This is a genomic window from Brevundimonas balnearis, assembly GCF_042434805.1.
In the GTDB taxonomy this organism is placed as follows: domain Bacteria; phylum Pseudomonadota; class Alphaproteobacteria; order Caulobacterales; family Caulobacteraceae; genus Brevundimonas; species Brevundimonas balnearis.
In genome coordinates, this window is record NZ_JBHLSW010000007.1 from 483,623 (window position 1) to 506,550 (window position 22,928).

General features: G+C 68.1%; 26 protein-coding genes. 15 read left to right on the plus strand and 11 right to left on the minus strand.

Features of this window, described 5'->3' with window-relative positions:
• From ACFFGE_RS12240 to ACFFGE_RS12300, 13 genes are all read left to right on the plus strand, one after another.
• Positions 1–312, plus strand: coding sequence for a TrbC/VirB2 family protein (locus ACFFGE_RS12240; RefSeq protein ID WP_292259809.1), 312 nt, complete (start codon positions 1–3; stop codon positions 310–312).
• Positions 312–494 (plus strand): hypothetical protein, encoded by a 183-nt coding sequence (locus ACFFGE_RS12245; protein ID WP_376836674.1) that lies wholly within the window; start codon positions 312–314, stop codon positions 492–494. The genes ACFFGE_RS12240 and ACFFGE_RS12245 overlap by 1 nt, the downstream gene beginning before the upstream one ends.
• Positions 487–822, plus strand: a complete 336-nt coding sequence (locus ACFFGE_RS12250; RefSeq protein ID WP_376836675.1) for a VirB3 family type IV secretion system protein — start codon at positions 487–489, stop codon at positions 820–822. The genes ACFFGE_RS12245 and ACFFGE_RS12250 overlap by 8 nt, the downstream gene beginning before the upstream one ends.
• Entirely contained in the window at positions 815–3,190 is a 2,376-nt protein-coding gene (locus ACFFGE_RS12255) for a VirB4 family type IV secretion/conjugal transfer ATPase (RefSeq protein ID WP_376836676.1), read from the plus strand. The genes ACFFGE_RS12250 and ACFFGE_RS12255 overlap by 8 nt, the downstream gene beginning before the upstream one ends.
• Positions 3,187–3,915: a type IV secretion system protein gene (locus ACFFGE_RS12260; RefSeq protein WP_376836677.1), complete on the plus strand. Its 729-nt coding sequence runs from the start codon at positions 3,187–3,189 to the stop codon at positions 3,913–3,915. Before ACFFGE_RS12255 ends, ACFFGE_RS12260 begins: the two co-directional genes overlap by 4 nt.
• Positions 3,912–4,136 carry a hypothetical protein gene (locus ACFFGE_RS12265; protein WP_376836678.1) on the plus strand — a complete coding sequence of 75 codons (225 nt, stop codon included), beginning with the start codon at positions 3,912–3,914 and terminating at the stop codon, positions 4,134–4,136. Before ACFFGE_RS12260 ends, ACFFGE_RS12265 begins: the two co-directional genes overlap by 4 nt.
• Before the next feature lie 2 nt (positions 4,137–4,138).
• Positions 4,139–5,059, plus strand: coding sequence for a TrbL/VirB6 family protein (locus ACFFGE_RS12270; RefSeq protein ID WP_376836679.1), 921 nt, complete (start codon positions 4,139–4,141; stop codon positions 5,057–5,059).
• Positions 5,060–5,263: 204 nt separating this feature from the next.
• The gene (locus ACFFGE_RS12275; protein WP_376836680.1) at positions 5,264–5,947 is read left to right on the plus strand and encodes a VirB8 family type IV secretion system protein; all 684 of its coding nucleotides are present in this window, start codon (positions 5,264–5,266) and stop codon (positions 5,945–5,947) included.
• Positions 5,944–6,765 carry a TrbG/VirB9 family P-type conjugative transfer protein gene (locus tag ACFFGE_RS12280; protein WP_376836681.1) on the plus strand — a complete coding sequence of 274 codons (822 nt, stop codon included), beginning with the start codon at positions 5,944–5,946 and terminating at the stop codon, positions 6,763–6,765. The genes ACFFGE_RS12275 and ACFFGE_RS12280 overlap by 4 nt, the downstream gene beginning before the upstream one ends.
• Positions 6,762–7,880, plus strand: a complete 1,119-nt coding sequence (virB10, locus tag ACFFGE_RS12285) for a type IV secretion system protein VirB10 (protein WP_376836682.1) — start codon at positions 6,762–6,764, stop codon at positions 7,878–7,880. The genes ACFFGE_RS12280 and virB10 overlap by 4 nt, the downstream gene beginning before the upstream one ends.
• A complete protein-coding gene (virB11, locus tag ACFFGE_RS12290) occupies positions 7,880–8,887 on the plus strand; it encodes a P-type DNA transfer ATPase VirB11 (protein WP_376836684.1) in 1,008 nt (335 codons plus the stop codon). Before virB10 ends, virB11 begins: the two co-directional genes overlap by 1 nt.
• Complete coding sequence (locus ACFFGE_RS12295) at positions 8,853–10,706, plus strand: type IV secretory system conjugative DNA transfer family protein (protein WP_376836685.1); 1,854 nt, start codon at positions 8,853–8,855, stop codon at positions 10,704–10,706. The genes virB11 and ACFFGE_RS12295 overlap by 35 nt, the downstream gene beginning before the upstream one ends.
• Entirely contained in the window at positions 10,703–11,344 is a 642-nt protein-coding gene (locus tag ACFFGE_RS12300; RefSeq protein WP_376836688.1) for an LPD7 domain-containing protein, read from the plus strand. Before ACFFGE_RS12295 ends, ACFFGE_RS12300 begins: the two co-directional genes overlap by 4 nt.
• A gap of 126 nt (positions 11,345–11,470) precedes the next feature.
• Here the strand turns inward: ACFFGE_RS12300 and arsH are convergent, their stop codons facing one another.
• The 6 genes from arsH to ACFFGE_RS12330 form a co-directional block, all read right to left on the minus strand.
• Positions 11,471–12,217, minus strand: a complete 747-nt coding sequence (arsH, locus tag ACFFGE_RS12305; protein ID WP_376836689.1) for an arsenical resistance protein ArsH — start codon at positions 12,215–12,217, stop codon at positions 11,471–11,473.
• Positions 12,217–13,305 (minus strand): ACR3 family arsenite efflux transporter, encoded by a 1,089-nt coding sequence (gene arsB / locus ACFFGE_RS12310; protein WP_376836690.1) that lies wholly within the window; start codon positions 13,303–13,305, stop codon positions 12,217–12,219. The genes arsH and arsB overlap by 1 nt, the downstream gene beginning before the upstream one ends.
• A complete protein-coding gene (gene arsC / locus ACFFGE_RS12315) occupies positions 13,305–13,727 on the minus strand; it encodes an arsenate reductase (glutaredoxin) (RefSeq protein ID WP_376836691.1) in 423 nt (140 codons plus the stop codon). The genes arsB and arsC overlap by 1 nt, the downstream gene beginning before the upstream one ends.
• Positions 13,728–13,735: 8 nt before the next feature.
• Positions 13,736–14,071, minus strand: a complete 336-nt coding sequence (locus ACFFGE_RS12320) for an ArsR/SmtB family transcription factor (protein ID WP_376836692.1) — start codon at positions 14,069–14,071, stop codon at positions 13,736–13,738.
• Positions 14,072–14,176: 105 nt separating this feature from the next.
• Positions 14,177–15,187: a relaxase/mobilization nuclease domain-containing protein gene (locus tag ACFFGE_RS12325; RefSeq protein ID WP_376836693.1), complete on the minus strand. Its 1,011-nt coding sequence runs from the start codon at positions 15,185–15,187 to the stop codon at positions 14,177–14,179.
• Positions 15,184–15,705, minus strand: a complete 522-nt coding sequence (locus ACFFGE_RS12330; protein ID WP_376836694.1) for a MobC family plasmid mobilization relaxosome protein — start codon at positions 15,703–15,705, stop codon at positions 15,184–15,186. Before ACFFGE_RS12330 ends, ACFFGE_RS12325 begins: the two co-directional genes overlap by 4 nt.
• A gap of 406 nt (positions 15,706–16,111) precedes the next feature.
• Here ACFFGE_RS12330 and ACFFGE_RS12335 point away from each other — a divergent pair, with 406 nt between their 5' ends.
• Positions 16,112–16,600, plus strand: coding sequence for a helix-turn-helix domain-containing protein (locus tag ACFFGE_RS12335; protein ID WP_376836695.1), 489 nt, complete (start codon positions 16,112–16,114; stop codon positions 16,598–16,600).
• Positions 16,601–16,683: 83 nt separating this feature from the next.
• Positions 16,684–17,367, plus strand: a complete 684-nt coding sequence (locus ACFFGE_RS12340) for a hypothetical protein (protein WP_376836697.1) — start codon at positions 16,684–16,686, stop codon at positions 17,365–17,367.
• Positions 17,368–17,422: 55 nt separating this feature from the next.
• Here ACFFGE_RS12340 and ACFFGE_RS12345 read toward each other — a convergent pair whose 3' ends face one another.
• The 5 genes from ACFFGE_RS12345 to ACFFGE_RS12365 all read right to left on the minus strand — a co-directional run bounded on the left by ACFFGE_RS12345 (position 17,423) and on the right by ACFFGE_RS12365 (position 22,809).
• Positions 17,423–18,304 (minus strand): ArdC family protein, encoded by an 882-nt coding sequence (locus tag ACFFGE_RS12345; protein ID WP_376836698.1) that lies wholly within the window; start codon positions 18,302–18,304, stop codon positions 17,423–17,425.
• A gap of 72 nt (positions 18,305–18,376) precedes the next feature.
• Positions 18,377–18,670 carry a DUF736 domain-containing protein gene (locus ACFFGE_RS12350; RefSeq protein ID WP_292259847.1) on the minus strand — a complete coding sequence of 98 codons (294 nt, stop codon included), beginning with the start codon at positions 18,668–18,670 and terminating at the stop codon, positions 18,377–18,379.
• Between the two features lie 806 nt (positions 18,671–19,476).
• Entirely contained in the window at positions 19,477–21,198 is a 1,722-nt protein-coding gene (locus ACFFGE_RS12355) for a hypothetical protein (protein WP_376836699.1), read from the minus strand.
• A 36-nt stretch (positions 21,199–21,234) separates the two neighbouring features.
• On the minus strand, positions 21,235–22,146 hold the full coding sequence (locus ACFFGE_RS12360) for a HEPN domain-containing protein (protein WP_376836700.1): 912 nt from the start codon (positions 22,144–22,146) through the stop codon (positions 21,235–21,237).
• 90 nt (positions 22,147–22,236) lie between these two features.
• On the minus strand, positions 22,237–22,809 hold the full coding sequence (locus ACFFGE_RS12365; protein WP_376836701.1) for a hypothetical protein: 573 nt from the start codon (positions 22,807–22,809) through the stop codon (positions 22,237–22,239).
• Positions 22,810–22,928: the final 119 nt, after the last annotated feature.

The following is a 22,928-nucleotide window of genomic DNA, read 5'->3' on the forward strand; positions in this document are numbered from 1 at the left end:
ATGACTTCAGCTGCGCACCTTCGTCGCCCTGCCCGTCATCTGGGCGCGCTCCTGTGCATCGCGCTCGCCGCGACTGCGCTGACCGCCCAGCCCGCCCTGGCGTCCGCCAACGTCGAAGGGCTGCTGCAGAATGTGGTCGACATGCTCACGGGCAACACCGCCCGGCTCCTTGCGGTGCTCGCGGTGGTGGTGGTCGGCATTCTGTGGATGTTCGGGCTTTTCGACCTTCGTCGGGCGGCCATCGTCGTGCTCGGGATCGTCGTGGTCTTCGGTGCGGCCGAGATCGTCAACCTGATCACCGGGGGCTCGTGATGCCCTCCCCGGCGGCGACCCTCCTGATCGGCGCGATCGCCGCCTTGCTGGCGCTCTGTCTCGCCCAGGGCCTTGGTCTGATCTCACCGAAGCGGTTCGCCCAGATCGTGGGCGGCGCATCGGGCGGGGTCGCTCTCATCTGCGCCGGCGTCTGGCTCGCGGAGGGCGGCGCCCATGGCTGAGGAACGCCTGACGGAGGATCCCCTCTTCCTCGCCTGCACCCGTCCCGCCATGGTGATGGGGGTGCCGATGGAGGCGATGGGGGTCAACGTCATCCTCTCGGGCGTGGTGTTCCTCATCGGCGGGAGCCTGCTTTACCTGCTCGTCGCACCGGCTCTTCATCTGGTGTTCCGGGCAATCTGCCGCGCCGATCATAACGCCTTCCGCCTCCTCTTCGTCTACGTCGACACCAAGGGCCGCTGCCGCAACGGCGCGCTGTGGGGCGGCAGCTCCGTGTCGCCCCTGCCCGTCGTGCGCCGTTACGTCGTCCGGGAGCTGCGCCGTGGCTGACGGTGTCGCCGCCCGGTCGCGTCTGCGCCGCGAGACCGAAGTCCGGTCCCAGCTCCCCTATGCGCGCCATGTGAACGACCACGTCGTCGCCCTCGACAGCGGCGCGCTCATGATGGTCTTCCAGGTCGCGGGCGCGAGTTTCGAGACGGCCGACGCGCGCGACCTCAACGACTGGCATCTCAAGCTGAACCAGGCCTGGCGAAACCTGGCCGACGAGAGGCTGGCGGTCTGGCATCATATCGTCCGGCGGGAGGTTCACCCGGAGCCTTCCCGAGGCCATCGGTCGGCGTTCGCGGCCGGCCTGGCCGCCGACTACGACACTCAGATGTCGCGCCGGCGGCTCTGGATCAACGAGCTGTTCGTCACTCTCGTGCTGCATCCCGGCCGCGACGGCGCCGACCGCGCCGCCGCCATGATGCGACGCCTGCGGCAGGCGCGTCGCGACGACGGCGAGGCGATGGCCGCGCAGGTCCGCCGGCTCGAGGAGGCCGGTCGTGATCTGGCCCAGTATCTGGATCGCTACGCCCCGCGCCGCCTGGGGCTGCACGAGCGCGGCGGTCTCTGGTTCTCGGAGCCCCTAGAGGTCGTGGGGCTGATCCTGACGGGACGACGTTCGCCCGCGCCGCTCGTCTTCGGCCACCTCGGCGCGGCCGCCTATACGATCAGGGCGATCTTCGGCCGCGAAACCGTGGAGCTGCGGGGCGCGGCCGGCGAGCGTTTCGGCGGAATCCTCGCCATCAAGGAGTACCCGGCGACGACCCGCCCGGGCCTTTGGGACGCGCTGCTCAACGCCCGCTTCGGCTTCGTCATGTCGCAGTCCTTCGCCTTCCTGTCGAAGGCGGCGGCGCGTGCGGTGATGGAGCGCAAGCAGAACCAGATGGTGTCGGCCCGCGACAAGGCCGGCTCCCAGATCGCCGGCCTGTCCGACGCCCTGGACGATCTGGTCAGCAACCGGTTCGTGATGGGCGAACATCAGGCGTCGGTCCTGGTCCATGGCGACACCCCCGCCGCCCTGGCGGACCATCTGTCGAAGGCGCGCGCCATCCTCGCTGATTCCGGCTTGGTGGTGGCGCGCGAAGATCTGGGGCTGGAGGGGGCGTTCTGGTCGCAGTTTCCGGGGGTCTTCTCCCGCCGCACCCGACCGGCGGCGATCTCCTCGCGCAACTTCGCGGCGCTGGCGCCCCTGCACGCCCACCCCGTCGGCAAGGCGGACGGCAACCACTGGGGTCCGGCGGTCGCCCTTTTGCGGACGACGGCCGGTTCGCCCTTCCACTTCAACTTCCACGTCGGCGACGTGGGCCACACCTTCATTTGCGGCCCGTCCGGCTCCGGCAAGACGGTTGTCCAGAACTTCATGCTGGCGCAGCTGGAGCGGTTCGGCGCCCAGCAGATCTTCATCGACAAGGATCGTGGCGCGGAAATCTTCGTAAGGGCCAGCGGCGGGACCTATCTCGCGCTTCGCAACGGCGAGCCGACGGGCTTCGCCCCCTTCAAGGCGCTCCCGCCGTCTCCGGGCAACCGAGCCTTCCTCGTCCGGTTGATCCGGGCGCTGGTGGCCCGCCCCGACGAGACCCTGTCGGTGGCGCAGGCCCGGGTCATCGACGAAGGCGTCTCGGCGCTCGAGGCCTTGCCGCGCGAGCGGCGCTCCATCGCGGCCCTGCGAAGCCTTCTGGGTCAGGCGGACGCCGGCGGGATCGGCGCACGGCTGGAACGCTGGCAGAAGGGCGGCCCTCTCGGCTGGGTGCTCGACAACGACGAGGACGCGCTCAGCCTCGAGGCGCGCTTCGCCGGTTTCGACATGACTCACGTCCTGGATCACGACGAGGTCCGGACCCCGGCCATGCTCTACCTGTTCCACCGCATCACGGAGCGGGTCGATGGCCGTCGGCTGGTCCTGGATATCGACGAGTTCTGGAAGGTGCTGGGCGACGCCGCCTTCACCGATCTCGCCCAGGACGGGCTGAAGACCTGGCGCAAGCAGAACGCCTTCATGGTGTTCGGCACCCAGTCGCCGGCCGATGTCCTTCGCTCGCCGATCGCCCACGCCATCCTCGAGCAGTGCGCGACCCAGATTTTCCTGCCGAACGCCCACGGCCAGGCGCGCGACTATGTTGACGGCTTCGGGCTGACGCAGGAGGAATTCCGGCTCGTGCGCGAGGAGCTTACGCCGGAGTCCCACCGCTTCCTCGTCAAGCAGGGCCACGACAGCGTCGTCGTCGAACTGAACCTCGACGGCATGGACGACGCCCTGGCGATCCTGTCCGGTCGCGCCGGGACCGTCGGCTTGCTGGACCGCATCCGCGCCGAGGTCGGCGACGATTACGCGCTCTGGCGCGCCCCCTTCGATGCCCAAAGGAGAACGTCATGACCCTTCGCCATCTGGCGTCGGCCGCCCTGGCCGGCGCTTTGCTGCTCGCCGGCCCCACCGCCCAGGCCCAGCAGCTCGTCCACGACCCGCGCGCCCTCGGGCAGATGATCGAGGACGCCCGCACCAGCCTGCAGCAGCTCCAGGCCCTGCAGGCGCAGATCGCGGAGCAGCGGGCGCTCTTCGAGAGCCTCAACGAAATCTCCGACGTCAATGGACTGGCTCAGGCGCTCGGCCTGCCCGAGGTTCGCAATCCCCTGCCCGACAGCCGGTCCCTGCGCGCCGCCGCCGAAGGCGATCTGTCGGCCCTTGGCGCCCTGGCCGAGCGGGCCGGCGCGATCCGGCGCGAGACGCGCCTGTTCACCCCGCCCGCGGGCGAATTGTCCGAGGCTGACGCCTACTATCGCGACAGCCTGGAGCGGGCCGGAGCCCGAACGGCCCGGGATCTGGCGATCGGCGAGGCCGTGGGCCAAGCCTCGGACCGTCGACTTGAAGGGCTGGAGACGCTGCGCCGCGCCCTGGACACCGCGCCGAGCGCGCGGGCCGTGATGGATCTCGAGGCCCGGCTGGCGGCCGAACAGGCGCTCATCCAGAACGAGCAACTCCGCCTCCAGGGACTCGCCGTCACCCAGGCGGCCGAGGCCAGGCTGGAGGAGCAGAGAAGCCGCGAGCGCGCCGAGGCCGCCCGGGCAGCGCGGCAGGCGACCTACGAGCGCGTGTTCCAGTGAGGCGCGGGCTTCTCCTGGGCATCATCGCTCTCGCGGCCTGCTCGCCGCCGCCCCCCGACGCCAAGGCCTTCGCCGACGACCCTGACGCGGCTATCCGCGCCGTCGCCGACTGCGACGCCGGGGCTCGTCACCCCGACTGCGCAGCCTCGCGGGAAGGCCTGGCGGAAGCCCGCCGGCGCGACCGGATGGACGCTTACGCCCGGACGTTCGGCGAGCCCTGACCATGTCGTTCCGCGTCTTCGAGCCGAGCTACGACTTCATCGACGAGAGCCTCAATGTGTTCCTCGGCGACCGGCTGTCGTCGGTGATCGCCCAGGTGGACGGGCCGTTGCGCGTCGCCCTGCTCCTCTATGTGGTCCTGTACGGCTTCGCCATCCTGCGCGGCGCCATCACCGAGCCGGTAAGGGATTTCGCCGTCCGCTCCATCAAGCTCGCCCTGCTCTATGCGCTGGCGACGACGACCGCCTATTCCACCTTCGTCACGGAACCTCTGTTCACCGACCTGCCGAACGCCCTGACCCGGGCCGTCAGCGGTTCGGAGACGCACAGCGTGGGCGCCGCGTTCGACCAGTTCTTCGCCTACGCCGCCTGGCTGGGCGAGGATATTTCCCGGGACGCCTCCGCCTTCAACCCGGCTCCCTACATCGTCGCGGCCGGTGTCTTTATCATCGGAGCCCTGGCCGCCGCCCTCGGCTTCGGGGTCGTGCTGGTCGCCAAGCTGGCGCTGGCGCTTCTCGTCACCCTTGGGCCGATCTTCATCGCCTGCGCCCTGTTCGACGCGACGCGACGCTATTTCTTCGGCTGGCTGAGCCAGGCGGTGAACTACCTCGTCCTGTTCGCCCTGATCATCGTCATCTTCCAGCTGGTCCTGTCGCTGGTGCGCGACCAGTGGGGCTCGATCCAGGGCGCCGACCCGATGATCGGCGGTCTGATCTTCATCGCCCTGTGCCTGCTGGGCGCGATCTTCTTCCTGCAGACGCCGGCGATCGCCGCCGGGATCGCCGGCGGCGCAAGCGCGGGCCTCGCCGACTTCGCCAACGCCGCCGCGCTCGGCTCGAGTTCGTCCGGTCGCGCCCGCGGGCCGCAGGAGGCCAGCCGTCAGCCGCCCCGAGGCGGTGGAACCATCCGACCGAACGGAGCCTGACATGAGCCTTCGCCTGCTGTTGATCCTGAGCGCCCTGCTGGGCGGATGCGCCACCGGCCGCGCGGATGCGCCGCCGACGTGCGACGGGCGCGATCGCCGTCCCGCCAACCCCCACGGCTCGATCCTCGTTCCCTCTGCGCCGGCGGCTCCGCCTGCATCCGCGGCGCAGCCGAACCCGTCTGAACCCTCCGCCGGGGGCTGCGCATGACCGGCGTCCCGTCCGACGAGCTGAAGCGCTATTTCAGAGAGGCGCGGCGGTGGGACCAGGATCGTCTCGCCGGCGCCCTGCGGTCGCGCGGTCTGGCCTGGACGGTGGCCGGCGTCGCGGCGGCCCTGGCGATCGCGGCGACGACAGCCGTGACCTTCCTGACCCCGCTGAAGACCAGCGAACCGTTCGTCATCCGCGTCGACCGAACGACCGGATCGGTGGACGTCGTGCGCGGCCTCTCCGCGGAGGACGGGCCGGTTCGCTACGACGAGGCGGTCAGCAAATACTTCCTGGGCCAGTACGTTCGGGCTCGCGAAGGTTACCTCGATCCGGCCGCCGAGGATGCCTTCCGTCAGGTCTCCATCCTGTCCGCCCCGGCGGAACAGCGTCGCTGGGCCGAACTCTACCGCGGCTCCAATCCGGACAGCCCCCAGAACCTCTACGGGCGAGACGGCGAGGCCGTGGTGTCGATCCGCGCGATCGGCTTCATCAACGACAGCGTCGCCAACGTCCGGTTCCGCCGGACCGTTCGCCAGGCCCAGCAGGTCACCGAGAGCGACTGGATCGCCACGATCGCCTTCGCCTACACCCGCGCCCCGATGTCGGAGGCGGACCGGCTCCGCAACCCGCTCGGCTTCCAGGTGACGTCCTATCGCGCCGACCCGGAGGTCATCCGATGAATACCCCGACGCTCCTTCTCGCCGCCGCCGTCCTGGCGACAGCCGGCCCGGCCCTGGCCCAATCGGACGGGGGCGCCCGCATCCAGGAGTTCACCTACGCCCCGCATGAAGTCTATCAGGTCTCCGGCGCCTTTCGCACGGCGACCCAGATCATCTTCTCGCCTGACGAGACGATCCGGCATGCCGCCATCGGCGACAGCGTGGCCTGGGAGGTCGCCGCGGAGGGGTCCGTCCTCTTCCTGAAGCCGCGCGAGCGACACCAGTCCACCAATCTGTTGGTCGTGACGGAGAGGGGCGGCGTCGCCCGCCATTACGTCTTCGAACTGCGGGCTCACGACCGGTCCGCCAGGGAGGCCGCCTACCAGATCCGCTTCCGGTATCCCGACGACGAACAGGCCCGGGCGGCGGCCGCCCTCGCCGCGTCGGCCGAGGCGGCGGAGGAACGCCTCGTCGGTCTCGAGCTTCAGGCCGGCGCTCTCGAGGGACGGCGCAACCTCGCCTATTCCGTCCAGGGCGATCCCGCGCTCCAGCCCAGCGAAGTCACCGATAACGGCCGGTTCACGGTGCTGCGCTTCCCCGGCGCCCAGCCGGTCCCCGCCATCTTCGAAGTCACCCACGACGGATCCGAGCGGCTCGTGCCCTATGACGTCCGCGGCGAATTCGTGGTGATCCACGGCGTGGTCGCCGGCCTGCGCCTGCGCCATGGCGGGTCGGTCCTCTGCATCTTCAACGACGCCTTCGATCCACGCGGGCGCGCCACCGGCACCGGGACGGCCTCACCGGCGGTGGATCGGACCGTGACCGGAGACCATCCATGAGCGCCGACACCCCGCCCCCGCCCGCAGAGACGCCGGAAACGCCCACGGCCGTGCGAGATCGGGGTGTTTCCCCTGTCGCGGGCCGGCTCGGGGGCCGGCACGGGCGGATGATCACGCTCGCCGCCCTCGCGGCGGGTTGCGGCGTCTTCCTGTTCGCCACTTGGGACCGCGGCGACACCCGGAACCGCGATCGGGAGGCGGACGACACGCCGCCGCGCCAGCTGGCGCCGTTCGAACCGGCGCGTCGACCCGAGCCGCCCCTGCTCGAGACCGCCGACACGGACCCCTTCGCGCCGACGCTCGTGAACGAGGGCGACCCCGCGCCCGCGATCGAACCGGCTCCGCCCGGCGGTTCGTCGTCCGGGCCGACGCCGGCGGAGCAGCGGCGCGCGCTCGCCGAAAGCGCCCAGCGCGCGCCCGTGCTCGCCTACAGCCGCCCCGGCCGCGCCCCGGATCGGGCCGCCGTCGTCGCCGCGGACCGATCGGACGAAGCGGGTCATGAGCTCGACGCACTGCGTCGGGTGAGCCCGATCGTCTCCGCGCGGGCGGGCCGCCTGCCGGACCGCAACCTCTTGATTACCGCCGGCTCGAGCTTGCCCTGCGTCCTGCAGACGGCGATGGACAGCGCCACCCCAGGCTATGTCAGCTGCCTGATTTCACGGGATGTCTATTCCGAGAACGGCGCGGTCGTCCTGCTGGAACGGGGAACGCGCGTGCTCGGCGAGTACCGCGGGGCGGTGGAGCCTGGCCGGGGTCGGCTGTTCGTGCTGTGGACCCGCGCGGTCACGCCCACGGGCGTCGCGGTCGCCCTGGCCTCGCCCGCGGCGGACGCGCTCGGCCGCGCCGGGTTCGATGGCGCGGTGGACACCCGGTTCTGGGACCGATTCGGCGCGGCCCTGCTGCTGTCGGTCGTGGACGACGCCGCCTACGCCGCGGCCGGCGGCGGCCAGTCCCTTCAGACCACGGGCCGCGTTCCGTCAGACGCCGCATCCGTCGCCCTCCAGGGCTCGATCGGCATCCGCCCCACCCTGCGCAAGGCCCATGGGTCGGAGGTGTCGATCTTCGTGGCGCAGGACCTCGACTTCGCGGACGTCTATCGCCTGCGGCCGCGATGATGCGCGACACCTCCGTCATCGACCATTACCTCGCCCCGCTCCGGCCCTTCCTGGCGCCGGCGTCGGTCACCGAGGTGGTGGTCAACCGGCCCAAGGAGGTCGGGGTTGAGCACCCGGACGGCTGGCGCTGGCATGAGGTGCCCGAGTTGACGGAAAGCTGGCTGCGCACCCTGGCGGTGGCGGCCGCCGCCTGCACGGGACAGGATGTCGACGCCGAGCGGCCCATCTGTTCGACGGTCCTCCCCGGCGACGCGCGCTGCCAGATCGTGCTGCCGCCGGTCGTCCCCGCCGGCGCCGTCTCCCTGACGATCCGGAAGCCGTCCGCGACGCGCATGAGTCTCGAGGACTTCCGCGTCGCCGGTCTGTTCGACGCGGCCGAGACCGTGCGCGGCGGGGAGATCGACGAGACCGACGCCGCCCTGATCCAGCTGCGGGAAGCGGGAGACTGGGTCGGCTTCTTCCGGCTGGCGGTCGAAAGCCGTCGCAACATCCTGATCTCGGGCGCGACCGGGTCCGGCAAGACGACCTTCGCCAAGGGGCTGGTCGAGCTCATCCCCGATCACGAGCGGCTGCTGACCATCGAGGACACGCGCGAACTGATCCTGCCCCAGCGCAACGTCGTTCACCTGGTCTACTCCAAGGACGGCCAGGGTCTGGCCAGGGTCGGCCCGAAGGCGCTGCTGGAAAGCGCGCTGCGGATGCGGCCGGATCGGATTCTGCTGCAGGAACTGCGCGACGGAACGGCCTTCTTCTTCCTGCGCACCGTCAACTCCGGCCATCCCGGGTCGATCACCACCGTCCACGCCGATTCCGCCGCCCTGGCCTTCGAGCAACTGACCCTGCTGGTCCGCGAGTCCGAGGGCGGCCGCGATCTGCCGCGCGACGACATCCGCACCCTGCTGCACCTGATGATCGATGTGGTGGTGCAGATGAAGAAGACGGACGGCCGGTTCCTGATGACGGAGGTCTGGCATGACCCGCTTCGCAAGCGCCGCGCCGGCGACTAGGGCCGGTCTGGTCGCGGTCGCCGTCCTCGCCGCCTCCGCCCTGTTCGCGGTCGGAGCCCTGACCATCGCGCTGATCGGCCTGGGGCTTTTCTCCGCCGACATCGAGCCGGCCCGCGTGCCGGGCTGGTTCCTCTACTACCGTCATGATCCCGACGTCCGGCGCTGGCTGGCGATCGGCGCCGGCATGATGAGCCTCGTTCTGTTGATCCTTGCGACGGCCGCGGCCCTGGGCGGGCGCCGCCCGCTTCACGGCGCGGCCCGTTGGTCGACGGCGGGCGAACAGCGCAGGCACGGCCTTCGCGCGACGAGCGGGCTGCTGCTGGGCGAGGCGGCGGGCGAACTCCTGATCAGCGACGGGCCGGAGCATGTGATGCTCTACGCCCCGACCCGGACCGGCAAGGGCGTCGGGGTGGTAATTCCCAATCTGCTGGCCTGGCCGCACTCGGTCGTGGTCCTGGACATCAAGCGGGAGAACTTCAGCGCCACCGCCGGTTTTCGCGCGGAGGCCGGCCAGACCGTCCATCTGTTCGACCCGCTGGGGTCCGACGGGCGCACGGCGCGGTTCAATCCGCTCGACCACATCGACCGGTCATGCCCGGTCGCAGTGCTGGACGAGCTGCAGCGCATCGCGGGCATGCTGTTCCCCGCCCATAGCCATGCGGACCCCTTCTGGTCGGAGGCGGCCCGCACCGGCTTCATCGGCGTGGGCGCCTACGTCGCCGCCACGCCGGAGTTGCCGTTCACCCTGGGCGAGATCTATCGCCAGCTGACCGAGGGCGATCCGCGGGACCGTTTTCCCAAGCTGCTGGAGCAGCGCCGCAAGAACGGCGATCCCCTGCCCAGGGGGGTGGAGACGGCGCTGACCGACTTCTGCAGTTCCAGTGAAAACACCTTCGCCTCGATCCGTCAGTCGATCACCACCCGAATGGGTTTGTGGCTCAACCCCCTCGTGGACGCCGCCACCAGCGGCAGCGACTTCGATCTGCGAGCGATCCGGAGCGGTCGTCTGTCGCTGTATCTGGCTGCTTCGCCCGAGAATATGGATCGGGTCGCCCCGCTCTATGGGTTGCTGTTCCAGCAGCTGGTGGACCTGAACAGCCGCGCCCTTCCCGCGCCGGCCGACCGGCCGACCCTCGTGCTGCTGGACGAGTTCGCCCGGCTCGGTCGGGCTCCGGTGCTGGCGCACGCCTTCGCCTGGGTGGCCGGTTATGGCCTGCGCCTGCTGCCCGTCATTCAGAGCCCCTCCCAGCTGCGGGCCCTGTATGGCCCGGACCTGACCGAAGACATTCTCACCAACTGCGGACTGGAGATCGTCTTCGCCCCCAAGGAGCTGAAGGTGGCCCAGGAGCTTAGCGAGCGGCTCGGCTACTACACCTATCGGGCGCGCAGCCGCAGCCGCCCGACCGGCCTCGGTCAGGGCCGGCGCAGCCTGACCGACTCCGACCAGAAGCGCGCCCTGATGCTTCCCCAGGAGCTGATGCAGCTCTCGGACAAGGCGCTGATTGTCCTCAAGGCCGGATTGTCGCCCACCCGCGGACGCAAGCTCGTCTACTACCGGGACAAGCGCTTCACCGGCCGGCTCCGTCCGGCGCCGGAAGCCGCCCGCGCCCCGACGCCGATCTCGCCGCCCATCGCGGCGCCTGGCCCCCGGGCGATCGAGGACACCGACATGAACTTCGACAGCATCGTGCGCCGCTTCGCCGCGGAGGGTCTGAGGCCGCCGCCGCCCGGCGCCGGCGAAGCCGAGGTGCAGGCCTGGCTCGACCGCGTCGTCGCCGCGCCGACCGCGTCTCCGCCACGCCTTGAGCGTCAACCATGACCCGTTCGCCGTCCAGAACCGCTCCGGCTAACCGGCTGGCGCCGCAGCCCGCCGCCTCTGAGGAGTGGCGTTCGCTCGACAAGGGGGATGTGCCCACCCAGCTGCTGGACCGCTATCTGATCGAGCGCGACCGGCAGGGTCGCCCCGAGCGCTACTATCGCGACCACAAGACCGCAGATCCCGTGTTCCGGGATCATGGTCGCGCCCTCTCGTCGCTCCACGCCTATCCGGACACGGTCGCGTCCATGCTTCGGGTCGCGCAGCACCGGAACTGGTCGCAGATCAAGGTGTCGGGAGACGAGGCCTTCCGTCGCGAGGTCTGGGTCCAGGGGCGGAGCCTCGGTCTGGAGGTGGTCGGCTACAAACCCAGTGAACGGGACCGTCAGGCGGCGAACGAGGACCCCGATCGCGCCGCCGGCCGGCGCACCGCGACAGAGCCCGGGAAAGAGCCCTCCCCCGAAACCGTCAAGCGCCGCCTCGAAATGGCGGCCGTGGTGGTCCGCACCCTCATCGCCGACCCGGCCGCCCAGGCGCGCCTGATGGAACGGGCCTGGGCTCGCGTACGGCCGGAGAGGGAGAAGCCTCGCACCCGCGATGCCGATCGGAACCGGCGCACAGAGCGGCGTCGGGAGCGCTAGGACAGATCAATTCACCTCAGACGCTGTCCGCAGGTGTCTCGGATCAGACGGCGGCGCCCAAAGGTCTGCCGGGGGGCGCGGCGCGGTCGGTGCTGGCGTCCGTCCAGCAGCCTCGATTATGGGCATTCAGCCGAGGCGAACGGCGATGCCGGAAAGGCCGGCGTCGGGATCGACGGTCACGCCGGCGGCCTTGCGTTCGGAGTAACGGTCCACCAGGCCGGCGGCGTGCAGGCGGGTCAGGACGGTGAACCGAACCAGTTCCTCCATCACGTCCACGATCCGGTCGTAATAGCTGGACGGCCTCATCCGCCCCGCCTCGTCAAACTCCTGAAAAGCCTTCGCGACGCTAGACTGATTGGGGATGGTGATCATGCGCATCCAGCGACCCAACAGGCGTAGAGTGTTCACCGCGTTGAAGCTCTGCGAGCCGCCCGACACCTGCATGACCGCCAGAGTGCGGCCTTGGGTCGGGCGCAAGCCGCCGATGCTGAGCGGCAGGTGGTCGATCTGCAGTTTCATCAGGCCGGACACCTGCCCGTGGCGTTCGGGGCTGCACCAAACCATCCCCTCAGACCAGAAGGCGTGCTCACGCAGCTCCTTGACCGCCGGGTGATCATCGTCGCCCGGCGAACCGGGCAACGGGAGGTCGGAGGGGTCGAAGATACGGGTCTCGCAGCCCATGAAGCGCAGCAACCGCGCCGCCTCCTCCACGCAGAAGCGCGAGTAGGACCGCTGACGCAGTGAGCCGTAGAGCAGCAGGATGCGGGGCGGTTTGTCGTCCGGACCCAGCCCTCGCGCCGGGCTGGGCGAGAGGTAGGCGGGGTCCAGCGCCGGCAGGCGATCGGCATCCGGTAGTTCGCGAAGGCGCGTCATCAGCAGGCGTCCTTCTTCGGCGCGGTGGCCGAAAACCAGCGCTGCCCCATCCACAGCGCGACCGACACCAGCAGGATCAACACCGGCACCTCGACCAGCGGGCCGATCACCGCCGCGAAGGCGACTGGTGAGGCCAGGCCGAAGGCGGCGATGGCCACGGCGATCGCCAGCTCGAAGTTGTTGGAAGCGGCGGTGAAGGCCAGGGCGGTGGTGCGCGGATAGTCGGCCTCGATCAGCCTGCCCATCAGGAAGCTGATCACGAACATCACGAGGAAGTAGATCGTCAGCGGAGCGGCGATGCGCAGGGCGTCAAGCGGCAACGCGACGACATCCCCGCCTTTCAGGCTGAACATGGCGACGATGGTGAACAGCAGCGCGATCAGGGTGATCGGCCCCACGCGGGGCAGGAAGCGGCGGCTATACCAGTCCGCGCCCTTGCGCGCGACCAGCGTCCGGCGGGTCAGAAAGCCGCCGACAAACGGCAGGCCGAGGTAGATCAGGACGGCGCCGGCGACGGTCCAGAAGCTGACATCGACGACGCTGCCCTCCAATCCCAGCAGCGGCGGCAGGAACGACAGGAAGAACCACGCATAGGCGCTGAAGAAGACGATCTGGAAGACCGAATTGAAGGCCACGAGCCCGGCGACATACTGGTTGTCGCCGCGCGCCAGCTGGTTCCAGACCAGCACCATGGCGATACAGCGCGCCAGGCCGATCAGGATCACCCCAGTCATGTACTCCGGCTGGTCGCGCAGGAAGATCACCGCCAAGGCGAACATCAGCACCGGCCCCAGCACCCAGTTCTGGAACAGCGACAGGGCGAGCACCCGCTTGTCGGCAAAGACGCGAGGCAGTTCTTCGTACTTCACCTTGGCCAGCGGCGGGTACATCATCAGGATCAGGCCGATGGCGATCGGGATGTTGGTCGTCCCCACCGACAGGCTGTCGAGCCAGGCCGGCAGGCCCGGTACGGCCGTCCCGAGCAGCACGCCCAGCGCCATCGCCGCGAAAATCCAAAGCGTCAGCCAGCGATCGAGGAAGGACAGCCGCCGCGGGGCGGCGTCGTAGCGGACGGGCGTATCAACCATCAGCGGACCCTCCGGCCGGTCTCGTCGATAACGACCTCGCCGTCCTCCTTGATGAAGGGCTTCAGACCTTCGTCCGGCAGCAGGTCCAGCACCGCCTCCGAGGGACGGCACAGCCGGACCCCGCGCGGCGACACCACGAGGGGCCGGTTCAGCAGGATCGGATGCGCCTCGATGGCGTCCAGAAGCTGGTCGTCGGTCAGGTCCGGGTCGTCCAGGCCGAGTTCAGCGTAGGGCGTCCCCTTCTCCCGCAACAAGGCCCGCAACGGTTGGCCGGTACGCGCCGCCAGCCCGGCCACCATGGTCCGCGACGGCGGCGTCTTCAGATACTCGATGACGTGCGGCTCGACGCCGGCGTGACGGATTAGCGCGAGCGTGTTGCGCGACGTCCCGCAAGCGGGGTTGTGATAGATGACGATGTCCACGGCGACCTTCAGGGGCAACAGGGAAGGAGTTCGGCCAGGAGCGGCTCGCACTGTTCGGCCTGGCCGCCGCAGCAGTCGGCGACGAGGTAGAGCACAAGGCCCCGCAAGCGCTCGATGTTGGGTGTGAAGTAGATTTCGCGGCCCTTACGTTGGGACGAGACAAGGCCCGTGTCCGTCAGGATTCTCAGGTGAGACGACATGGTGCTGGGCGGTTGTCCGAACTCGAGCGCGATGTCCCCCGCTTTCACTCCTTCGGGCGCGTGCCTGATCAGCAACCGGAGAACCTCGAGGCGGCGCGGATGGCCCAGCGCGGAGAAGCAATCAGTGGCGAGTCTGGCGTCCATACTTCGATAATACTCGTTTTATCGAATCAGGAAAGAGGACGTAGAGGATGCTCACAGACTTCAGCCCCGCTCGAGCGAAGCGCAGGCGAAAGAACGGATCCACGGCTACCGCTCGCGCGTGAGGTCGCGGCGACGATCTGGCCTCTCTCGATCCACCGCCAGCGCCCGGGCGAGGATCTCCCGGCGCGTCAGGACGGGCGGCAGGGTGCGGATGAACTGCTCCAGATCCTGCCCAAGCCGACGGTCGTCATCCGCCTTCGACGCCTGCAGCCGCAAGGCCTCGACCACCAGCGTGCGTCGGATGGCCGCTTGCCGCTGGCGCAGGCGCGTCTCCCAAGGCGGTTCGGCGGGCGGTGGCCGTGCCGCCGAATCCAGCACCCCCGCCAGGGTCTTCGGCATCGGCCCCTCACCGCGCTCGAACCGTTCGCGCAACTTGCGCACCGGCGTGCGTTCGGCCTTGCGCACCACGCCCCGCGCACGACGCGGCGTCGCCTCGGCCTCGACGCCGCGATCCCGAAGGGCGGCGGCGAAGGTCTCCCGCCAAAGCTGCAGGTCGGCCTTGCGGGGATTGAGCCGCTCGCCGTCGCGACCGAGCGCGCGAACGGTGAGATGAACATGCGGGTGCCGGTCATCGGTATGCAGGGCGAACACATAGGGGTGCCGCTGCGCGAACAGGGCCGTGGCGAAGGCGCGCGCCGCATCGTGTAGTCGCCCCGCATCGGTGCCGGCCGGCATGCTCAGAACGATCGACAGGGACACCGGCGCGTCCCGCCGCTGCGGCGCCACCGACAGCTCGGCGCGCCAGTCTTCGGCCAACGTCCGGATCTCCGCGCGGCCGATCAGACGCTCGCCGTCCGGCCCCTCCAGGGACAGTTTCCCGTTGCGGGTGATGTAGTCCAGATGGCGCTGGAGATGCCTCCCGTCCCGGGTCCGGCCGGTGATCTTGACCATCACCTCGGGCGCTCGCCGCACCACACGCTGGAGCTGGGCTCTGGCCGCGCCGGCCTCTCCGGACACGCCGACGCGAAGAACCGCCTGGGCGAGACGCGCCCGTCTCGTGCGGACGGGCGGACGCAGAGCCTCCTCGAAACCCGATGGGATGCGGAAGTCGTTCACGTCTCGACCGACCAATAGGCGAGATTGCCCTGAAAGGCGTCCCGCACCCCGACCAGATGCCCGCGGATCTCCTCCGAGAAGGCGGCCAGCTGGGCCACCTCCAGGTCCAGCACCGCGCCCTCCATCACCGCCGTGTTCAGGGCTCGGGCGATCTGGTTGACGTTGACCCCGATACGCCGGAGCTCGCGTTGCACCTCGATCAGCGTCAGGGCGTCTCCACGGCTCAGCTGCGGCCGATGATGCAGCCGCGCCCGGATCAGGGCGACCGTCCACTGGGTCCGGGTCATGCCCACGCGCGCCGCCTCCGCCTCCAGGACAGCCAGGTCGGCGGGCGCCAGCCGAAGTCCAAGCTTGCCGCTCAGCCGCGCCGACGACGTCTCCACGGCTTCGGGCAAGGCCGCCAGCGCTGCCTCCTCCATCAGACGTCGCAGCAGCCGCGACCGCCCGCCCCGGGACGCCGCGGCGGCGTCGAACCGGCGGATCAAATCGGACGGGACCCGAAGGGTGAGGCGGTCCATGGGGGTGTCGGTCTGTCAGACATTGCCGGCGCAAAGCCTATCCTGCCCTAGACCGTCACCCCCTTCGCCCCGTAGGCCTACGGGTCTGCCCGCCCTCCCCTCGGCGGCCGGTTCCGGCCGCTCGCCCGCCGCCCTGAAGGGCGCCCCATCCAGGGCGGGGGCTCGGGGATCCTCGCCCAAAGACCCGCGCGGGTAGGGTATCTAGACGACCCACCGGTGTGGCGCGTTCCCGCCCCACCTCGGGCGCCAGGCTGCCGCTGAATCAGCGCAACGGGAATCAGCGCATCACGGGAACGAGCGTAATCAGGTCTAGTCGGGTAGGTCCTCAAGAGACCATACCCTGCCGCAGTGGGATTCTTGTTCGGCGACGGCGAGGCCCATAGGTTCGCTGCGAAGGAGTTCACTCATGACCGCGCCTACCTCATCCACGGTGCTCGCCTTTCCGCCCAAGGCGAGCACGAAGACCGCCTCCTCCCAGGAGAAGATCTGGAGCAAGGCGGTGGTCGCCAACGGATACGCCGGCATTCCGTCGATCCTGATCCAGGCCCAGTCCCGGCTGGGACTGACCGCCATGCAGTTCAACATCCTCGTTCAGCTGCTGGACTACTACCGCGACCCCCATCGCGCGCCCTTCCCGTCCCGCGCGGAGCTCGGCCGTCGGATCGGCGTGAAGCCCAAGACGATCCAGACCAACATGCGCCAGCTCGAACAGGCCGGTCTGGTGCGCCGGGAAATGCGCAAGACCGCGGCGGGGGATTGGGCGTCCAACATCTATCACCTCGACGGCCTGGTCGAACGGGTGAAGAAGCTCGAGCCGGAGTTCACCGAAGCGCGCAAGGAACGGGAGGCCGGGCGTGCGCGCGTGTCCACCCCGGTGGGTCGCCGACGGTCGTAATCGCTGGGGCTGAAATTGATTTACCCCGGGGGCATGCTTTGCAGCAGAGGCGATCCCGGGGTGTACGCTGGTAGAGATAATCCATGACCCACCCTGATGCAAGGGCGGTCGCCGACGCCGACGGGGTGGAGGCGGCGCTCTCCCTCGAACGGTTCGCGCGCTATGTGGCCTGGGCCGGGGGCGATCGCCACCGCGCCGTCGAACTCTATACGCTGAACACCCGGGTGTCCGAAGCCCTCTATGTGCCGCTCCAGGCTCTGGAGGTGGCGCTGAGAAACCGCATTCACGCGGTGATGACCGAAGCCTCCGGCGCGGGCTGGTTCCAGCCCGAGGCCGGTCACGTCACCGACCGTCAAGCTGAACAGGTGCGTGCGGCGATCGCCGAACTGACGGAAGCGGGCAAGCCGATCGAGGATGGCCGCGTCGTCGCCGCCCTGACCTTCAGCTTCTGGACCTCGATGTTCGGGCGCGAGCAGGACGATCTGTGGAAGCGCACCCTGCACCGGATCGCGACCCGCGATGGCAAATTCCTGTCGCGCAAGGCGTTCGCCACCCCGTTGACCCAGGTGCGTCTCCTGCGGAACCGCATCGCCCACCACGAGCCCATTCTCTACTGGGATCTTCCCAAGCATCATCGGGCGATCGCGGACATGACGCGTTGGCTGTCCCCGGCGATGGATGACTGGCGCGCGACGCTCGACCGGTTCGATCAGCTTCATCCGCCGGAGCGAATGCGCCTGGCGCGCCTCCGGGACGACGAGGCCTGAGCGGACCGCTCTTCGCCATCCCCGGGCCGGCGTCGCCGCCGGCCCGAGGATCGCTTCACTGCAAGGACCGCAGATAGTCGATAGCCTTCTGCGCGTGCGCGGCCGCCGAGACGATGAAGCGGGTGTCGTTCTTCAGCACCTGCAGCCAGCTGGCGATATAGGCCGCGTGGTCCTCGCGGGGTTCGAGCGCCAGACCAAGATCCGCACAGAGGAAGGCGGCGCCGATCTCGGCGACCAGCTCTTCGCGGGCATAGCCGGGATCGCCGAAGCGCTGGCGACCGAAGTCCCGGTCGAGGCGGGCGGGATGGCGCGTCCAGTGCGTCATCTCGTGGCCAAGGCTGCTGTAGTAGGCGTCGGCGTTCTCGAAGCATTCGAACGGCGGCATCTGCACATGGTCCGGCCCCGGCGCGTAATAGGCGCAGCCGCCGCCGTGGCGGATCTCCGCCCCGCAGTTGCTGAAGAAGGCGTCGATGCGGGCGATCCGCTCGTCCGGATTGATCTCGATCGTCTCCGGCTCGCCGTAGCGTTCGGGCAGGCCATCGATCTGGTCGACGTTGAAGACGGTGTAGGCCTTCAGGAACGGGATGCGCTGCTCCACGCTCGTCCCCGTGTCGTCGGTCTCTTCGCGGACGACCTGGTTGGCGTAGACCACGGTGGCGCCGCGCTCGCCCTTGCGGACGTGGGCGCCGAGCGTCAGCGCCTGGCGAAAGGTCATCCAGGTCGACCGGCTGAATCCTCGGCTGGCGGCTTCGCCCCAGAGCAGGATGACATTGATGCCGTTGTAGGGCGTTCCGTCATGGCGAAGAGGGCGGCTGACGGAGGTTGAGGCCTTCCAGGGCTGGGTCCACGGGCGGACCCCGGCTTCGAGCTGGGCGAGGATCTGTCGGGTGATCCGGGTATGGATGTCCGGGCGTGCGGAATCGGTGGGGCGCGTCATGGCGGCCTCCTCGAAATGGATTGTGGGAAGAAGGAGCGGCGGCGCGGTCCCCGCGCCGCCGCAGCTCCTGGATCAGCGGGACCAGATCAGGCTGTGCCCGCCCTCGACCTCGACCAGGGAGGCGTAGATCGGCGCCGGGAAGCTGGGATCGTCGAGCTTGACCGAGAGGTACTCGCGGTTCTGCTGGCTCGTCTTCTTCCAGGCGGCGCCGAACTCGGTCTGGCCGGCGAAGATCCGGAAGTCCGGGGCCTTGTCGTCGGTCTTCTCGTTGGGCCGCAGGACCGCCTGCTTGACGTTCAGGGTGAGGGTCTTGATCGACCCGGTGTAGCCGTCGCCCTGGGCGGTGAAGGTGCCGATGGTGGCCATGTCAGTCTCTCCTTTGCTTCGGGCCACGCCTGCCGCGGCCTCGATGGCGATCGACGGACCGGGGCCCGGGCGGCGCGCAGGGAGAGCGAAGCGAGTCCCCGCAGCGAAGCGGAGGACCGCGATGAGAGACTTTCTTGTTTCGCGAGGAAGGCCGTCAGGCCGGGGATGAAAGTCGCGAGAGCGGTTGCGCCAGCCGACCGGGTTTCGGTCAGATCCGCCTCATCGAGAGGCCGCGCCGGTTGGCGCGAGCAGGATGCGAGACAATGGCCGCCGCGCTCCAGGAAGCCATGGACGAAACCCTACGGCGGCTCAGGCCCCGCCCGACGTCCGAGGCTCAGGCCGTAAGCGGGAAGACCTTTCGACGTCGAGGCTTCCGGCGGGCAACGCCCGCAAGAGTTCGGCCCCCGGCTTATGAAGACTGCGCCAGTCCGCACCCTCTCGGGACGGAGGAGCATGATCTGAAGATCGTGATAGGAGCCATGCCCTCGCCCGGCTCCGTGGTCAGCATGGCGAAGGCGCCATCCTTGATCAGGCCGGCCACCCGGAAGAGCCGCTGGCCGGACAGGCTAAGCGCCACCTGATCTTCCGCTTCTGCCCGGGCTCGGGGTTGGTGAACTCGAAGAGCGCGTCCGCCGGTATCGGACCTGTGCAACCCTTCGAAGGACCGTTCGTCGGATCGGAAGTTGAACATCGGACGCCCGCTCGGCCCCTTCCAGCCCATGGGGTCACTACGGCCTTAGGCCCTTCGCATCGGTCCGGATGATGGGCCAGGGTCCTCGCCAACGTTAGTCGCCCCCTTCTAACGGCTATGTGCTGCTTGCACGGCCAGGGACATCCATTGAGGCCAGCACTTTTGCGAGGGCTACGTCGACCTCTGAAGTCAGGGCTCGAAAATGAGCCGGAAACGAACCGTGGTTCTCAAGAGCGGCGCGGACCAAGTCAGCCCTTTCCCTCGGCGATGAGTGACCTTTCACCTTCGAACGAAGATGGCGAAGCGTCTTGAACGGTTGGACGGTCTTCGCCGCCTCATCCTCTCTCAACCCGCGAGCGCGTAACGCCGCAGCTAGTGCGTTTAGTCCTCCAGGATGAGTAGGGGAATCTCCGCCCGCATGTTCGATTAGGGCCTTGAGCGCCCGCTCAATGAAACCCTCAACGACAAGCTGGTCGAGGGCTAAGATTTCGTCGGACCATTCCTTTTCCGAGTCCGTATTGGGGTAGCGGGTCGTGTCCGACAGAGTCATTGAGCGGGGTGACCACCAATCCACTCCGGCCTTGTTCAGCAGATCGACCGATTGCTTCACCTCATACAGAGGGTCGTATTGGGATGACCATTCACCTTGGAAGTCGGTCTCGAAGGCACGCTTGGAAATGCCCGCTTTCGGGGCCTCATTGAACGCCTTCCAGTAGCGTTGCTCCGCGATGGGCAAGTCTGCGAGGTAGACCAGATAAGTGTGAACCTGACCGGCTTCGTTGATGTCGAAAGTTTTAAGGGTCCAAGCATTTCGACAGCTGATGGACCGGTCGTCGAGCCGATATTTCTCCGGGTCAGCCTTATAACGGGCCAAGACCTCAGCGCGGAAAAAAGCCGGCGAGAGCTCAAATGGCAGATCATTCTGCGTGAAGTAGTTTCCAGTTGCGGCAGGTGAACACGAGGTCTCCACGACCCGCCGGTTTTTCCAGTCGTAGGCTATGAAAGTCTCGTACTCTCGCTCCGCCTTGGACGAACTCTCAGCGGCGAAGCGCTCTTCCAGATCCGCGACGGTGATTGAGGTCCGCAAAAGCTGATAGCCGTTCGCCCAGCTGCCGTTCCCGCCCCCGAGGCCGAGGTTGTAGTAGAGTTCGTCCTGCCCCTTGGTCTCTCGCTGCGGCTCGCCCCATCCCGTGAAGGTGCGATGATCGACCCGGGTGAAATCAAACCTGCGAACAAGCGTCATTTTGCTCAGCGCGAGATACTCAGCCAGATCTTGGATGCGGATCGTCACCATTTCTCTGCGATCGAAAGAGTCGGTCCCCTCTTCGCAGTGGATGTTGATCACGTCTTCAAGGTCGCCGTTTGGGTCGAGGCGGCAGTACGCCTTCCGGTGCTCGACGAAGAACAGTCCCAGGCAGTGCAGAAGCTTCTGATTGATCTCGAAAGGCTCGACGCGATCCATTCCGTAGAACGTCCGACGGAAGACCGGCAGATCGCCGCCTTCCAGCGCCTTGGCGGAGAAGGACAGAGGCGGATCAAGGTAAACCCGATGTCCCTCCCCTCCGCCGTAACTCCTCTGGATGACCCAGGTGTCATCGAGAGAAACGCTCGCTTCCCGCAGACTCTCGCGATCGACCGGATACAGGCGCTCAGTGAGTGCAAATGCGCTGGCGATCCACGCACAGGGCATACTAGCGTACAGAACGACAAACTCGCTCGCTGCGTTCGTCCCGAGAAACTTGACGCTGTCTTCGGCGCCCGAAAGCCATTGGGTCCGCCCTTCATCCGGAAGGATGCCGATAGCCTTCAGGGCTTCGAACTGCTTCTTGCTGCTCATCGCCGCCTGTTCATCCGATCCGCGCCGGCTGGATCACTAGTCTTCGTCTCCGGCATCTCGACGGAGCTGGGTGAGACGCTCCTCGCAAACCGTTTTCGCCAGCCCGCGCAGCACCTCGACCCGGGACGTCAGCCAGGCCAACTCCTCTTGACTGATCTTGTAGTGCTTCGAGTAACGGGCCTTCACATAGGCCTCTCGCAGGAGCTCGAAGCAGCGGCGCTCGAACTTTGACTCGCGCGGCCACGCTTCGGCGAGGCGGGCATCGATCGCCTCGGCCTTCTTGCGGAGGAAGGCGATGTTGTGGGCCTTGCCGCTGTACAGCGTCACCACCAGCAAGACGCAGTGATAGAGGTGTTCCGACGCTTGATGCAGATTAAAGGCAGCGAGCTTTGGCTCGTCATTCGCCACACAGAAGGCGGCGACCTTCGAGAAGCTAGCAGCGCTCGACATCCATTCTGCAAAATACCCCTCGGCTTCAGCCAGCGCGGCCTTCGCCTTGATGTCGGCGGGCTTGTGCAGCTTGGCGCCGGGCGTGTCGTAAAGGACGACGCCGTCGCGCAGGATGTCGGCGAAGAAGTAGCGACCCCGATCCAGCTGCTCGTTCACATCGTCGAGGCTGTGAACGATGATGCTGACCGGCGTGCGGATTTCGCCCTCGCCCGGCATGGTCCGGTTGGTGGCGTCGAACCAGAACTCACCGTCGGTCAGGTCCTCGTGGTCGACGATGACCAACAGGTCGAAGTCCGAGAAATAGCGACCGACCGGATCGTGAACCCAGTCGCCCCGCGCATACGAGCCATAGAGGATGACCTTAAGGATCTTGCCATTCTTCAAGCGCTCGGCGCGTCGCGTCGAGATCGCCTCCTCGAATGAGGCGCGGATCACATCAACGACGTGACGCAGCTCGGACTGCTTGGGCAGCGGCAGATGATCGAGGGTTTTCTTCACTCGGCGAGTCTCCCCGATGACCTGCCTGCGGGCAAGGCATGATTGAATCTTCTGCTCAAGCCCGCGCCCTCGGCTTGCCGAGCCGCCGCCTTACTGAGCCGACGACGTCGTCTTCAGTTCTTCGAGCCGGTTCTCGACGATCGCGACCGCCAGGCTGCGGATCGGTTCTGCGTTCTCCGGCTCCTGATCGATCAGGTCGCAGACCTGATCGAGCGCCATGCGAACGAAAGACAAGCACACGATGGCCCGCTTGTCCGCCACGGTGAGCGACCGGGTCGTCCCCATCAGGCCGTCGATGAGCGCGGCCGTGCGCTTGTCGAGCTCGTCGAGGCCTTCAGACGTTCGGATGTCGGGTCGCCAGGCATGGCGCGAAAGCATGTCGCCTTTGTAGCCCCAATCGAGGCTGGCGAGCCCGTCCTGTTCGATCTTGTCGGCCAGACCTCGCAGCAGCATCGCGGCGTCGATCAGCGTCGCCTGGCTGCGGGTCTTGTAGGTCACGCCGCTGACGGCGGCGGCGACCATCGCCTCGGCGATGTCCCAGCCGACGTCCGCCTTCGGCATCCCGAGGCTCTCGGCGTCGAGATCGCGGGCGCGGAAGAAGGCGTTCAGCGCCAGATCGTAGACCTGCGCCTTATACTTGGTGCTGTTGGATATCGCGCTCACGACTCGCCCCGTTCAGTGACCTATCCGTCGCGGATAATCGGAACCCGCCAGCGTGCAACCCGCGCGGCGGCGCCGCGTTACAGGATTGACGCTCTCACCTCGAAATCATCCTGGTGGCG